This is a genomic window from Nitrosomonas sp. HPC101, from assembly GCF_009833125.1.
In the GTDB taxonomy this organism is placed as follows: domain Bacteria; phylum Pseudomonadota; class Gammaproteobacteria; order Burkholderiales; family Nitrosomonadaceae; genus Nitrosomonas.
Map to the genome: position 1 here is coordinate 40,101 of NZ_QRCC01000008.1, position 13,417 is coordinate 53,517.

Here is a 13,417-nt window from a genome sequence, read left to right on the forward strand (position 1 = left end):
GCTATTTTCAGATTCATCAGGAATGGGAAGAGGTACACTTGCAGCGTAGAGGATATATTTGCCAGACAGAGCGAAACGAGAATTAAAGCTTCACCGGTTTTTTGGAGAGTTTGCGTTGCAAGGTTCTGCGATGCATGTTGAGTGCCTTAGCTGTAACAGAGATATTATTGTCATTTTCCATTAGTATACGGTGTATATATTCCCATTCCAGCCGCTCGACTGAAAGTGGGTGAGGGCTGATGGGCGTATCGACATTCCCGCTGGTGCGCTCGAACGCTACCATGATATCGTCCGCGTCCACTGGTTTTGCCAGATAGTGAGTAGCTCCCAATTTGATGGCTTCAACTGCAGTTGCAATACTGGCATAACCGGTTAGTACGATGACGCGGGTTCCAGGATCCAGCTCCCTGATTTTCTCGACAAGTGATAAGCCGGATTCGTCACTCAGCTTGAGATCAATGATCGCATACTCCGGCATCAGCAACTCTGCTTGCTCGATTGCAGTTTGAATGGTATGTGTACAGGTGGTGTCAAACCCGCGTTTTGTCATTGCCTTGGCCAGCACGTCACAGAAAACTTCATCATCATCTACGATCAACAGGCTAGGGCGATCCATGGAATCATTCATGGGGAATCTCCTTTTAGTGAAGTGCTGGTTGTTCTGTATGAAATCGGAATCGTGACATAGGTACACGCACCTCCTTCCGGCCGGTTAAATAAACGTATATTCCCACCAAAACGTTCAATGTTGGTGTTAGCAAGAAATAACCCGATACCAAAGCCTTGCCCTGGTCCCTTGCTGGTAAAGAATGGCTCGCCCGCATGTTCGACAGCTTCCGTATTTAACCCGGTACCATCATCAAGTATTTCGAGGTGTAGCAGCTTTCCATCCCAACGGCTGGTAATGGTTACCAGTTTGGTTGAGGCATCCGCTGCATTATTCAACAGATTCAGGATGGATTGGCTCAGCAGGCGGGTATTCATGATAATCGGTACGGGTTGTGTGCCTTCACATTGATGGATGAACTTAATTGAGGGGCGAATCAATTGCCACTTATCAATTATTTGTTGCAGAAAAAGATTGACAGGCTGCCCATTACCTTCTTCTACTCTGGTTTGTCCGGCATCTGCCAGCAGATGAGTCAATGTTTGTTTACAGTGAGAAATCTGGTCGCGCAGGATACGAATACTATTCTGGAATTCAGTGTTTTCAGGGGATTCCTGCTGCAATTCACCCGTAATAATAGCCATGGTTGATAAAGGGGTGCTTAGCTCATGTGCAGCTCCGGCCGCAAGAGTACCGAGCGCAATAATTTGTTCATTTTGCAGCGCTCGCTCACGTGATCTGGACAATTCCTTGTCACGGTCGCGAATGGAGGCATTCATTCTGACAACAAATGAGGTAATAAGTAAGGTACTCAGCACAAATGTCAGCCACATTCCAGAAACATGGAGGTTGAATTCAAACATGTGCCGACTGTGGTCATCGAGGTGATCATGCGGAAAAGGGATATATTTAAATAACAGGAAGGTATAGCAGGAAATAGTGATCACTGCCATGCTCCAGGTGTAGTGCCATGGTAGTACAGTCGCTGCGATAGTAAGTGGAAGCAGATAGAGCGAGACGAAGGGATTGGTTGATCCGCCACTGAAATATAGCAGGGCAGTCAATCCGGCAACATCGATTAACAGCTGGGTAAAAAATTCGGGATAAGTTACCGGCCAGGGATAGCGCAGACGAACCCAAGTGAAGAAATTCAGAATGGCAAGTATGGAGATGGTCAGCATAATGGCTATCCATGGCAGTTCCAGCTTGATAAGGGCATAAACAGCCCAGAAAAGAATGATCTGGAAAGCGATAGCAATGGATCTGAGCTGAAACAGACGCTGCAGATTTTTGCCGGAAGGTGACTGGTTCAGAATGCTGAAAATACCCATGGCCTGCGTTGGTTTGCTCTGTTTAATCTGCTATTTTACTACTATACAGTCAGGTGATCTGATCAGAGATTTCTTAAGTGTCAGATTGCTGGCTCCATGTGTGTAGATCAGGAGTGGATATGTACTATCTGCAGTTAGACTTGATTGATATTGCCCAACCAACTCTTTTTAATGGAGGTGGTCAGGCATTTCAGAAAGTTCCGAGTATAGTTTAGTACTAATTAAATGGCTGAGGGCGCGGCGTATCGTTATTGGAAGGTGGCAGAATTGGTAACTTGAAGTCGGGCTGATCACCGGTCAATGTTTTCAGGAAAGCGACAATCTTGGAAATTTCATCCTTGTTAAATTCGCGATTCAGCTGAATTCTACCCATGGTCTCCACTGCTTGCTCCAACGTTGCGGCTTCTCCATCATGAAAATAGGGGTAGGTTAGCTCAATATTTCTCAAGATGGGTACTTTGAATAAATTACGATCGGCTTCATTGCCGGTTACATCCATCCGCCCCGTAGCTGGATTTTTGGTTTCATAGGGTTTAAAGACGCCCATTTTTTGGTAAGAATTTCCACCGACAGCTGGTCCGTTATGACATTGCACGCAGCCGCTGCCCTTGAACAAGTTGTAGCCTTCCAGCTCATCCTGGTTCAGTGCGTTTTTATCGCCTTCCAGCCATTGATCGAATTTTGAACCCGGTGTAACCAGCGTTTCTTCAAACTGGGCGATTGCGGTTGTGATGCGATCGATCGTCACTTCGTCGGAGCCAAAGGCTTTCTTGAACCATTCACGATATTGGGGCATGGAAGCGATCACTTTTTCTGCCATTTCATGGGTGGAGGCCATTTCCTTCGGATTGGCAATCGGGCCGGCAGCCTGCTCCTTCAGATCCTTGGCTCTGCCATCCCAGAATTGTGCCAGATTCATACTGGAATTCAGCACGGTTGGGGCATTGATCGGGCCTTGCTGCCATTTGTGCCCGATTGAGGTGCTGATATTGTCTGTTCCACCCATGCTCAGGTTATGGCAAGAATTGCAGGAAATGAATCCTGATTTGGAAAGTCTGGGGTCAAAAAACAGCATTTTCCCAAGCTCTGCCATATCCGCATTCTCCGGAATCACCGCTTTAATCGGCTGTATTGGTTCGTTGGCAGCCATTGCACCGGCAGACGCGAACATCGCCCCCAGACTTAATGACAGCAGCGAAACAGTCAATGTACGCTTGATCATTGCACTCTCCTTGTGATTTGATAATTGTAACGGCTGACATGGCGCAGCCGCTTACGCCTTGAATTCTTCAGTCCGACAATAGTACCCCAGACAAAAATCAGAATCAGCCTTGTCTGGTATCAGAAGATTTTGCTCCGTTTTTTTTAACCGGTTCCCGGTAAGCCTGATCATTACCCAGGCCGGTTTCATGATCCAGTAGTCGCGAAAGTTCTGTGAGTGCCTGTCGATAAACCTGCCGCTTGAATTCAACCACGGATTCCAGCTCGACCCAATACTGATTCCAGCACCAAGCATCGAATTCAGGGTGTGCACAGGTTTCAAGCGATACATCACTGTCTCTTCCCAGCAGGCGCAGCAGAAACCAGATCTGTTTCTGCCCACGGTAGTTTTTGCGCCAGCTGCGACGTGTCCAGCAGGTGGGTACGTCATAGCGCAGCCACTCCCTCGTCCGTCCCAGAATTTCCACGTGCACAGACTGCAGACCTGTTTCTTCCGCTAATTCCCGGTACATTGCTTCGGTAGGTGTTTCTCCTGACTTTATACCACCCTGCGGAAACTGCCATGAATCTTGCCGTGCACGCTTTCCCCAGAAAACCTGGTTTTGTGAATTCAGGAGAATAATACCGACATTTGCTCTATATCCATTACGGTCTATCATCCGATTCGCTCATCAATTTAACTTAATCTGCATTGAAATGCCGATAATTCTTCCATATTTTGATCATAATTTGTAGTTGTAGAACCTATTAGCACCACAAATTACTGCAAATTTTATAGTTAACTTATTTTGACTCCCGGAGTAGCAGTCAATTCCCATCGGAATACGCTGAAGCATGCTGAGCTACGACGATTTCAAGGTAAAATTGCCCAATTACCTACAATGATAATGGAATCCTGTCATGCGCGTTTCTCAATTCTTTCTTGCGACACTTAAAGAGGCTCCCGCTGAAGCCGAATTAATCAGCCACCGGCTGATGCTGCGAGCCGGTCTGATCAAGCGTTTAGGCAGTGGATTGTATACCTGGATGCCGTTGGGTCTGAGAATTCTACACAAGATCGAGCATATCATCCGCGAGGAAATGAATAGCAGTGGCGCCCTGGAGCTTCTGATGCCCGCCATTCATCCGGCTGAACTCTGGCAGGAGACAGGTCGGTGGGATGTATTCGGCCCACAAATGTTGAAAATCCAGGACCGGCACAAACACGACTTCTGCTTCGGTCCGACACATGAAGAAGTCATCGTTGATATTGCGCGCCGTGAAATCAAAAGTTACCGGCAGCTGCCCATTAATTTTTACCAGATTCAGACCAAGTTTCGTGATGAAATCCGTCCGCGATTTGGTGTGATGCGCGCGCGCGAATTCATCATGAAGGATGCTTATTCTTTTCATGCCGATGTGAATAGCTTAGAGCAGACCTACCACCTCATGCAGGAAACGTACAGCAGGATTTTTACCCGGATCGGCCTGAAGTTCCGTGCAGTTGCTGCTGATACCGGCGCGATAGGCGGCAGTGGATCGCATGAATTTCATGTTCTGGCTGACTCCGGTGAAGATGCCATCGCCTTTTGTCCTGATTCTGACTATGCCGCCAATATTGAACTTGCCGAGGCTGTATCTTATGGTATTCCACGCAGGGAGCCGGCAGGGACTATGGAGAAAATCGCTACTCCTGATCGAAAATCCTGTCAGGATGTGGCCGATTTTCTGAGGATTCCGGTTGAGCAGACACTCAAGACGTTGGCTGTCACCGCGGGAGGCAAGTTTTACTTACTATTGCTGCGAGGCGATCATCAACTCAACGAAACCAAGGTTAGAAAAATTCCGTTTCTGGATGATTTCGAGTTTGCTGAAGAAGGCAGGATTATTGCCGAAACAGGTTGTCCGCCGGGGTATCTCGGGCCGGTTGGTGTAAAAGCAGAAATTATCGCTGACCGAGCTGTTCTGGAAATGAGCGATTTCACCTGCGGTGCAAACGAAGAAGGCTTTCACCTGAGCCATGTTAATTTCGGGCGAAATCTGCCGCTGCCGGACCAGGTATTCGATATCCGTAACGTAGTGGCAGGTGATCCTTCACCCGATGGCAAAGGGACGCTCGAAATCTGCCGAGGTATCGAAGTCGGCCATGTTTTTCAGTTGCGCACCAAATATTCGGAAAAAATGAAAGCCACCTATCTGGATGAATCAGGACAAACTCGAATACTGGAAATGGGCTGTTATGGTATTGGTGTTTCACGTATTGTCGCTGCGGCTATTGAGCAAAACTATGATGAACGAGGCATCATATTTCCACAGATGATCGCCCCGTTCCAGCTGTCGATCATCCCAGTCAGTTATCATAAAAGCCAGCAAGTCCGGACTGAAGCCGAAAGACTCTATCAGGCCTGTTGTGCAGCTGGCATCGAGGTATTACTGGATGATCGCGAGGAAAGACCTGGAGTCATGTTTGCAGATCAGGAACTGATTGGAATTCCGCATCGTATTGTGGTCAGTGAGCGCAATCTACGGGAAGGCATGGTGGAATATCAGAGCAGACTGGACGAAAAATCTCAAATGTTCTCGTTGTCGGAGGTAGCTTCCATCATCAGCAAAATATGTGGCGACTGATATATTTCCTGTTATTTTTGATGCCCGGTGCAGTGATAGCCGGGATGCAGATGTATGAGCCCTTGTCGGCCAGTACTCTCACCGTGTTACATCGCACCGTCAGTGATCAGGCAGTGACGGTGCTTGTTACTCCCACGGGACCTGAAGCAAAAGACTGGCTGGACAGTATGACAAAACGCTTGGAAAAACGGATACCTGATATTGGAGAACGCAGGGCATTCCTGATCACCGTTCATTATGAAGCCACCCGTGCTGGACTCGATCCTGAACTGGTACTCAGCATTATCCAGATCGAGAGTAATTTCAGAAAATACGCGATCTCTTCTGCCGGCGCGCGCGGATACATGCAGGTCATGCCGTTTTGGGTGGATACAATTGGCGATCCGGAGCATAATCTGTTTCATCTGCGTGTCAATCTGCGTTACGGTTGCACTATCCTTCGCCACTATCTTGATCTGGAACGAGGAGATTATTTCAGAGCTTTGGGAAGATATAACGGCAGCGTGGGCAAAGCTGACTATCCTGATCTGGTATTGAATGCTTGGCGCCGCTACTGGACGTACTCCACTGCTTTGCAGCAATAGCTAGCCTGTGCGGATGGAATACAAGACGAGTAAGGCATACTTCACAACGGGTGCAGCCCGTCCGCAAAGCCAGTACCCCAAAGGGTTACAGCAAAATCATGCGCTCGCTATTTCACGCTCCTTGCAATCATCACGATTCTGCCTGCAATGATGACTCATAGAGGGCTTGATCAGAGGTTCCTTAGTGGGTATTGATGAAAGTTTCGATCTCGGCGCGGGTAATCAGTCCAATTTTACGCGCTGCGGGATTTCCGTCAGGATCGAACAAATAGGTGCTCGGCAGCATCGAAATCTCATCTCCAAGTTGCGCTACGGCGGTTCTGTCGCCGAGCACAATCGGATAGGGAATCGTCATCTTCTCCACAAATTTCATGACTTCCTGGGTATCGTCATACTCCATCGCAATTCCAATGATGATAATGTCGTTTCTTTCCCGAGACAATTCGGACAGATCAGGAATTTCTCTCAAGCAGGGTGGGCACCATGTTGCCCAGAAATTGACCAATACCCATTTTCCCTTATAGCCTGACAAAGTATGCATTTTGCCTGAGCTGTCTTCGAAATGGAAACCATAGGCTCCCACCTCGAAGACAGGCAGATACCCGATCAGTATAAGCAGAAAAATTGTAAACCATTTTTTCATCGCATATTTTGGCAGAATTGGCCAGAGCAATTTACTCTGAAAGATCGGTTGCGGTCTTTTTCGTAAAACCACTCTACGAGAATTACATCTATATCACTACTCGCTCCAGCTATTCTTGTACGTTCAATTTTGGCAGTAAACAATCTTTAGTGATCCTTATGTCAGTTAAATTTGGGGATGAGTTCGTTCCAAACTGGAGTGCAGTTTATTGCAGGCATTCAAGTAAGCTTTGGCAGAAGCTGCAATGATATCGGTATCTGCTCCATGACCATTGACGATCCGTCCGGATTTTTGCAGACGGACGGTTACCTCGCCCTGTGCATCTGTTCCGCTGGTGATATTATTCACGGAGAATAATTGTAGTTCTGCTTTGCTGTCCAGTATTTTTTCGATCGCGCGAAACGTTGCATCTACCGGGCCACTTCCTTCAGATTCAGCCTGCTTTTCACTGTCTCCCACGGTAATAACGATTTGAGCAGAGGGTGTTTCTCCAGTTTCACTGATCGCATGCAATGAAAGCAAACGATAGTGTTCTTCAGGAATCTGTGCCTCATCCGAAACAAGCGCATGCAGATCCTCGTCGAAAATTTCATGCTTCTTGTCTGCAAGATCCTTGAAACGCAGGAATACGGCATTCAGTTTCTCTTCTGATTCCAGGTTGATCCCTAACTCTTTCAGACGGCTGCGAAACGCATTCCGACCCGAATGTTTACCCAGCAGTAATTTGTTTGCTCCCCAGCCCACATCCTCTGCACGCATGATTTCATAGGTCTCACGGTGTTTGAGTACTCCGTCCTGATGAATACCTGATTCATGGGCAAAGGCATTGGCACCGACAATCGCTTTGTTGGGTTGTACCGGAAACCCGGTAATTCCTGAAACCAATTTGCTGGCAGGGATGATCTGCGTTGTATCGATACGTGTATCACATGGGAAATAATCCTGCCGTGTGCGCACCGCCATCACAATTTCTTCAAGTGCGGCATTGCCGGCCCGCTCACCCAGACCATTGATGGTACATTCCACCTGTCGTGCGCCGTTCATGACTGCGGACAATGAGTTAGCCACTGCCAGGCCGAGATCGTTATGGCAGTGAACCGAGAATATGGCCTTGTCAGAATTCGGGATGCGTTCTCGCAGCGTACGGATCAGGCTACCAAACTGATCCGGCATGGTATATCCCACCGTGTCCGGAATATTTAGTGTCCGTGTACCCGCATCGATCACTGCTTCCAGCACTCGGCAAAGAAAATCGATTTCCGATCGCCCGGCATCTTCAGGGGAGAATTCGATGTTATCCGTGTACTGACGTGCCCACTTTACCGCCTTGATCGCCTGATCGATGACCTGATCGGGCGACATACGCAGCTTGTTCTTCATATGGATCGGAGACGTCGCAATGAAGGTATGAATACGCACATTCTGATTGATCTGCAAGGCTTCTCCGGTACGATCAATATCAGCTTCCATCGCACGGGCAAGGCCACACACCGTGCTATTGCTTACCGCCTCTGCCACTGCCCGGACTGCTTCAAAATCACCTCTCGAAGCAGCCGGGAAACCTGCTTCTATCACATCCACACCCATACGCTCCAGCTGTCTGGCGATACGTACTTTTTCTTCCATCGTCATGGATGCGCCTGGACTCTGCTCACCATCACGTAAAGTTGTATCAAAAATAACCAAATGTTCTTTCATTGTTTCACTCCACTATTATTCCGGCCAAAATGCACAATCAGACTGATGGTGTGCAGTCCATATACTTCAAAACAGATTAAGAAATGATTGAAATAATTAGCGCGCAAGGCGCAGCAGTCGGCCGAGCAGACATAACAGGGTCGTCGGGCAAGAAGGATAGAGGAAAGGAGTAATTTTGATAGCTTGCATCATGCTGGTAAATATAAAGTGTTTGCTTCCATTGCGCAACAACGGATATTACTGCTGACTATAGTTGACTAATATAGTAGGTTATTATACAGTTACTTACTGATCAAGGTGAATGATAAGTATGTTTGGTTACTTTAAAAGTATACGCTAAGAGGCTGAAATGAGATTAACGACGAAAGGACGATTTGCGGTAACAGCACTGCTGGACATCGCGATACGGCATGGAAATGGGCCGGTGACGCTAGCTGATATTAGTGAACGGCAGAGAATTTCGCTGTCTTATCTGGAACAGCTGTTTTCCAAGCTGCGTCAGCGGAAGCTGGTTGACAGCGTGCGTGGACCTGGTGGTGGATATTGTCTGGCCAAAGGGTTACATGAGGTATCGGTAGCCGACATTATTCTGGCTGTGGATGAGCCTATTGACAGCACGCAATGTGGCGGTAAGGAAAACTGTTTGGGTGACAGTAAGTGTATGACCCACGATTTATGGGCAAAGCTGAACGAGATAATATTTGATTATCTTGGCAATGTCACACTGGAACGGCTGGTGGATGAGCAAAGCCAGCGTGAGCTGCAGCGTGAGCAGTCAGTAGTTAAGTTATATGACATGCGGGAAGCTGCATTCTGATTATTTATTTTTTGATGCGGGAAGTTATGGCAATTACATTAACTGAGCGCGCGGCCAGACAAATCCGGCAGCAGCTGGACAGACGGGGCAGAGGAATTGCGCTGCGATTGGGAGTCAGAAAATCAGGCTGTTCAGGGTTTGCATACAGTTTTGATTATGCCGACGATGTACAGAATGATGATCAATTATTTGAGTCCAACGATGCCAAGATCGTCGTTAGTCGAGATCAATTATCTTTCATCGATGGTTCCGAGATTGATTTTATTCAGGAAGGTTTGAACAGTTCTTTTAAATTCAGCAATCCGAATATAGACAATACCTGTGGCTGTGGAGAGAGTTTCAGCCTTAAAACTTAGAAATTCAGGAATTAAAAAATGAGTGCTGCATTACAAAATTTGGTGAATCAACCATATAAGCACGGTTTCGTCACAAATATAGAATCCGACATTGCACCTAAAGGGCTCAATGAGGACATTATCCGGCTAATCTCCTCCAAGAAAAATGAGCCTGAGTGGTTGCTTGCATTCAGGTTGGATGCTTATCGAAGATGGCTCAATATGGTCGAGCCTGCCTGGCAGAATGTTAAGTATCCCAAAATTGATTTTCAGGCAATCAGTTATTATTCGGCACCCAAGCCAAAGAAAAAACTTGCCAGCATGGATGAGGTCGATCCTGAGTTGCTGCGTACATTTGAGAAGCTGGGTGTTCCCATGCATGAACGGGCAGCGTTGGCAGGAGTTGCTGTTGATGTCATATTTGACAGTGTATCGGTTGCAACTACCTATAAGGAAAAACTGGCTGAAGTTGGTATTATTTTTTGTTCGATTTCGGAGGCTGTTCAGTTGTATCCAGAGCTGATCAAGCAATACCTGGGTACAGTTGTGCCGCCGGGAGACAATTACTATGCCGCACTGAATTCGGCTGTATTTACGGACGGTTCTTTCTGTTTTATCCCGAAAGGAGTCAAATGCCCGATGGATTTATCCACCTATTTCCGCATCAACACGGAAGAGTCGGGGCAGTTTGAGCGTACGTTGATCATTGCGGAGGAGGGCGCATCTGTTTCTTATCTGGAGGGATGCACAGCCCCCCGTTTTGATACGAATCAGCTTCATGCAGCCGTGGTCGAGTTGATTGCTCTGGATGATGCGGATATCAAGTACTCAACTGTACAGAACTGGTATGCCGGAGATGAGAATGGCGTTGGAGGAATTTACAATTTTGTTACCAAGCGTGGGCTGGCCAAAGGGAGGAATTCGCGTATTTCCTGGACGCAGGTGGAAACCGGGTCGGCCATTACCTGGAAATACCCTTCATGCATTCTGCGCGGAGAAAACTCTGTCGGAGAATTTTATTCTGTTGCAGTGACCAATCACCACCAACAGGCTGATACCGGTACCAAGATGATTCACATTGGTGCGAATACGCGCAGCACCATCGTGAGCAAGGGAATTTCGGCAGGACAATCCAATAGCAGCTACCGTGGCCTGGTGAGAATTACTCCTGCAGCCCGGAATGCCCGTAATTACTCGCAGTGTGATTCGATGCTGATTGGCAATCAATGTGGTGCCCATACGTTCCCTTATATCCAGGTACAGAACAACAGCGCACAAGTTGAACATGAAGCTTCAACTTCCAGAATTGGAGAGGATCAGTTGTTTTATTTTTCTCAGCGCGGTATCGGTGCGGAAGAGGCAGTCTCGATGATTATCAATGGTTTCTGTAAGGAGGTTTTTCAGCAGTTGCCCTTGGAATTTGCGGTGGAGGCCACTAAATTACTCAGCTTCAAGCTGGAGGGGAGTGTCGGATGATAAATGTAAACAGTAAAACTCTGCTGGAAGTCCGTGATTTACACGCGACTGTTGGTGGTGCCGAGATTCTCAAGGGTGTGGATCTCACCGTTAAAAGTGGCGAAATCCATGCCATCATGGGATTGAATGGCTCAGGGAAAAGTACTCTTGCCAAGGTGTTAGCTGGACACCCAAGTTATGAGGTCACCCGGGGGACATTGCTGTTTGATGGTCATGATTTATCAGCATTAGCGCCAGAAGATCGTGCGCGTGCCGGCGTGTTTCTCGCTTTTCAATATCCAGTGGAAATACCGGGAGTTGCCAACAACCAGTTTTTGCGACTGGCTTATAACACCGTCCGGGGACAGCGTGGCGAGGAAGAGCTGGATCCTCTCGAGTTTGATGATTTTGTGCGGGAAAAAATGAAGCTGCTAAAGATGAATCCGGATTTTCTTGATCGCAGTGTGAACGAAGGGTTTTCGGGTGGCGAAAAGAAACGCAATGAAATATTGCAAATGGCTTTACTTGAACCTCGCCTTGCTTTGCTGGACGAAACGGATTCAGGATTGGATATTGATGCGCTCAGAATAGTTGCGAACGGGGTTAACCAGTTATCTAATAAAGATAATGCTCTGATTCTGGTAACGCATTATCAGCGTTTATTGGATTATATTGTTCCTGATTATGTGCATGTAATGGAAGCCGGTCGCATTATCAGAACGAGTGGCAAGGAGCTTGCGCTGGCTTTGGAAAAGCACGGTTATGATTGGATCCATGCTGATGATCAAATGACCGAGGCGCGACCATGAGCACGGCTATCTGGGATGATTATCTCGAGAAATTGATTGAATCCTGGAAGAAAGAAACTCAGCCTTTTCGCACCGTATCTTATTTGAACCGGTTGCGGACAAATGCATTAAATCGTGTCGAATCACTCAGATTACCTACGATTCGTGACGAGGAGTGGCGCTTCACTGATATTTCTTCACTCAGGAATACACCGTTTCCGAGAGCTTCAACGATTTCGTTGCTGAGTCTGGATAGCCAGAAAAATACTTTCCTGAATGAGCCTGTTTGCAGGTTGGTATTTGTGGATGGTCAATATATACCCGAGCTATCCAGTCTGGTAGATGATGATTCTGTTACTGTTTGCAGGTTATCCGGACTGGCCAATACATGTGCTTCCAAAGCGGAACGGCATCTCGGCCAGCTCGCCGATTTTCAGGATAGCGTATTTGTGGCACTGAATACCGCTCTTATGCATGATGGCGTTTGTATTGTTATACCGGCTAATGTTTCCGCAACGATACCTGTTCATGTGCTATATGTTACTTCCGGAAAGGAAGAAGTGGCTGCCTATCCGCGTTGTTTGCTTGTTGCCGAATCCGGAGCTGAAGTAACAATTGTTGAAGAATATGTAGCATTGCGTGAAGGTGCTTCCCTGACAAATGCAGTAACAGAAATATACATCGGGGAGTCGGCTCGCGTGAATCATATCCGTGTACAGCGTGAAGCTCCACAGGCTTTTCATATTGCCAATAATGCTACATTTGTTGCGAAGGCAGCGCGTTATGATTCGGTCAGCTTTGCGTTTGGCGCGCGTATTTCACGTTTTGATCAGAAAATTACGTTGGCAGGCGAGGGTGCTGAGTGTCAGATAGATGGGTTGGCGCTGATAGCTGGGCGTCAGCTTGCGGATACACATACCTTCATTGATCATGCCAATCCGCATTGTGGAAGCAGACAGCTGCACAAGTGTATTGTGGATGAGAGTGCGCATGGTGTTTTCAGCGGAAAAATTATGGTTCGCCCACATTCACAGCAGACTGATGCCAAGCAATTGAACCATAATTTATTGTTGTCGGAGAAAGCGCGTATGGACACCAAGCCTCAGCTTGAGATCTTCGCTGATGATGTTAAATGTGCGCATGGGGCTACGGTGGGGCAGCTTGACAAGGAATCCCTTTTTTATCTTCAGAGCAGGGGGCTTGCTGAAGAGGCGGCCCGTAATTTGTTGACCTATGCATTTGGGGGCGAAATTATTAATCGCGTTGTAGTGGCTTCACTCAGACAACGACTTGAAGAATATATTCTTGCAAGAACACGAATCAGTTAAATC

General features: G+C 47.3%; 13 protein-coding genes. 7 read left to right on the forward strand and 6 right to left on the reverse strand.

The window, feature by feature from the left end; all coding sequences use genetic code 11:
- Positions 1-82: 82 nt before the first annotated feature.
- The 4 genes from ABO04_RS05295 to ABO04_RS05310 all read right to left on the reverse strand — a co-directional run bounded on the left by ABO04_RS05295 (position 83) and on the right by ABO04_RS05310 (position 3,818).
- A complete protein-coding gene (locus tag ABO04_RS05295) occupies positions 83-628 on the reverse strand; it encodes a response regulator transcription factor (protein ID WP_240141431.1) in 546 nt (181 codons plus the stop codon).
- Positions 625-1,938 (reverse strand): ATP-binding protein, encoded by a 1,314-nt coding sequence (locus ABO04_RS05300; RefSeq protein WP_160809652.1) that lies wholly within the window; start codon positions 1,936-1,938, stop codon positions 625-627. Before ABO04_RS05300 ends, ABO04_RS05295 begins: the two co-directional genes overlap by 4 nt.
- Positions 1,939-2,155: 217 nt before the next feature.
- Positions 2,156-3,160, reverse strand: coding sequence for a cytochrome-c peroxidase (locus ABO04_RS05305; protein WP_160809653.1), 1,005 nt, complete (start codon positions 3,158-3,160; stop codon positions 2,156-2,158).
- A gap of 103 nt (positions 3,161-3,263) precedes the next feature.
- Complete coding sequence (locus ABO04_RS05310) at positions 3,264-3,818, reverse strand: RNA pyrophosphohydrolase (protein WP_160809654.1); 555 nt, start codon at positions 3,816-3,818, stop codon at positions 3,264-3,266.
- 241 nt (positions 3,819-4,059) lie between these two features.
- Between ABO04_RS05310 and ABO04_RS05315 the strand changes: the two genes are divergently transcribed.
- Positions 4,060-5,766, forward strand: coding sequence for a proline--tRNA ligase (locus tag ABO04_RS05315; protein ID WP_160809655.1), 1,707 nt, complete (start codon positions 4,060-4,062; stop codon positions 5,764-5,766).
- Positions 5,754-6,350, forward strand: a complete 597-nt coding sequence (locus tag ABO04_RS05320; protein WP_160809656.1) for a lytic transglycosylase domain-containing protein — start codon at positions 5,754-5,756, stop codon at positions 6,348-6,350. The genes ABO04_RS05315 and ABO04_RS05320 overlap by 13 nt, the downstream gene beginning before the upstream one ends.
- Before the next feature lie 181 nt (positions 6,351-6,531).
- On the opposite strand, the gene ABO04_RS05325 is transcribed toward ABO04_RS05320, so the two are convergent.
- Both ABO04_RS05325 and ABO04_RS05330 read right to left on the reverse strand, forming a co-directional pair.
- The gene (locus tag ABO04_RS05325) at positions 6,532-6,993 is read right to left on the reverse strand and encodes a TlpA disulfide reductase family protein (protein WP_160809657.1); all 462 of its coding nucleotides are present in this window, start codon (positions 6,991-6,993) and stop codon (positions 6,532-6,534) included.
- Positions 6,994-7,158: 165 nt separating this feature from the next.
- Complete coding sequence (locus tag ABO04_RS05330) at positions 7,159-8,691, reverse strand: 2-isopropylmalate synthase (protein ID WP_160809658.1); 1,533 nt, start codon at positions 8,689-8,691, stop codon at positions 7,159-7,161.
- Between the two features lie 349 nt (positions 8,692-9,040).
- Here ABO04_RS05330 and ABO04_RS05335 point away from each other — a divergent pair, with 349 nt between their 5' ends.
- From ABO04_RS05335 to sufD, 5 genes are read left to right on the forward strand one after another with little or no spacing between them, the layout of a single operon-like run.
- A complete protein-coding gene (locus ABO04_RS05335; RefSeq protein ID WP_160809659.1) occupies positions 9,041-9,508 on the forward strand; it encodes an Rrf2 family transcriptional regulator in 468 nt (155 codons plus the stop codon).
- Between the two features lie 26 nt (positions 9,509-9,534).
- On the forward strand, positions 9,535-9,864 hold the full coding sequence (locus ABO04_RS05340) for an iron-sulfur cluster assembly accessory protein (RefSeq protein ID WP_160809660.1): 330 nt from the start codon (positions 9,535-9,537) through the stop codon (positions 9,862-9,864).
- Positions 9,865-9,882: 18 nt separating this feature from the next.
- Complete coding sequence (gene sufB / locus ABO04_RS05345) at positions 9,883-11,319, forward strand: Fe-S cluster assembly protein SufB (RefSeq protein WP_160809661.1); 1,437 nt, start codon at positions 9,883-9,885, stop codon at positions 11,317-11,319.
- Positions 11,316-12,107, forward strand: a complete 792-nt coding sequence (sufC, locus tag ABO04_RS05350) for a Fe-S cluster assembly ATPase SufC (RefSeq protein WP_160809662.1) — start codon at positions 11,316-11,318, stop codon at positions 12,105-12,107. The genes sufB and sufC overlap by 4 nt, the downstream gene beginning before the upstream one ends.
- Positions 12,104-13,414, forward strand: coding sequence for a Fe-S cluster assembly protein SufD (gene sufD, locus ABO04_RS05355; RefSeq protein WP_160809663.1), 1,311 nt, complete (start codon positions 12,104-12,106; stop codon positions 13,412-13,414). Before sufC ends, sufD begins: the two co-directional genes overlap by 4 nt.
- The last annotated feature ends 3 nt before the right edge of the window (positions 13,415-13,417 follow it).

Bases quoted from the DNA above. Each gene is read 5' to 3' on its own strand.
- ABO04_RS05295 (WP_240141431.1), bottom strand. From the start codon at position 628: ATGAATGATTCCATGGATCGCCCTAGCCTGTTGATCGTAGATGATGAT.
- ABO04_RS05300 (WP_160809652.1), bottom strand. From the start codon at position 1,938: ATGGGTATTTTCAGCATTCTGAACCAGTCACCTTCCGGCAAAAATCTG.
- ABO04_RS05305 (WP_160809653.1), bottom strand. From the start codon at position 3,160: ATGATCAAGCGTACATTGACTGTTTCGCTGCTGTCATTAAGTCTGGGG.
- ABO04_RS05310 (WP_160809654.1), bottom strand. From the start codon at position 3,818: ATGATAGACCGTAATGGATATAGAGCAAATGTCGGTATTATTCTCCTG.
- ABO04_RS05315 (WP_160809655.1), top strand. From the start codon at position 4,060: ATGCGCGTTTCTCAATTCTTTCTTGCGACACTTAAAGAGGCTCCCGCT.
- ABO04_RS05320 (WP_160809656.1), top strand. From the start codon at position 5,754: ATGTGGCGACTGATATATTTCCTGTTATTTTTGATGCCCGGTGCAGTG.
- ABO04_RS05325 (WP_160809657.1), bottom strand. From the start codon at position 6,993: ATGAAAAAATGGTTTACAATTTTTCTGCTTATACTGATCGGGTATCTG.
- ABO04_RS05330 (WP_160809658.1), bottom strand. From the start codon at position 8,691: ATGAAAGAACATTTGGTTATTTTTGATACAACTTTACGTGATGGTGAG.
- ABO04_RS05335 (WP_160809659.1), top strand. From the start codon at position 9,041: ATGAGATTAACGACGAAAGGACGATTTGCGGTAACAGCACTGCTGGAC.
- ABO04_RS05340 (WP_160809660.1), top strand. From the start codon at position 9,535: ATGGCAATTACATTAACTGAGCGCGCGGCCAGACAAATCCGGCAGCAG.
- sufB (WP_160809661.1), top strand. From the start codon at position 9,883: ATGAGTGCTGCATTACAAAATTTGGTGAATCAACCATATAAGCACGGT.
- sufC (WP_160809662.1), top strand. From the start codon at position 11,316: ATGATAAATGTAAACAGTAAAACTCTGCTGGAAGTCCGTGATTTACAC.
- sufD (WP_160809663.1), top strand. From the start codon at position 12,104: ATGAGCACGGCTATCTGGGATGATTATCTCGAGAAATTGATTGAATCC.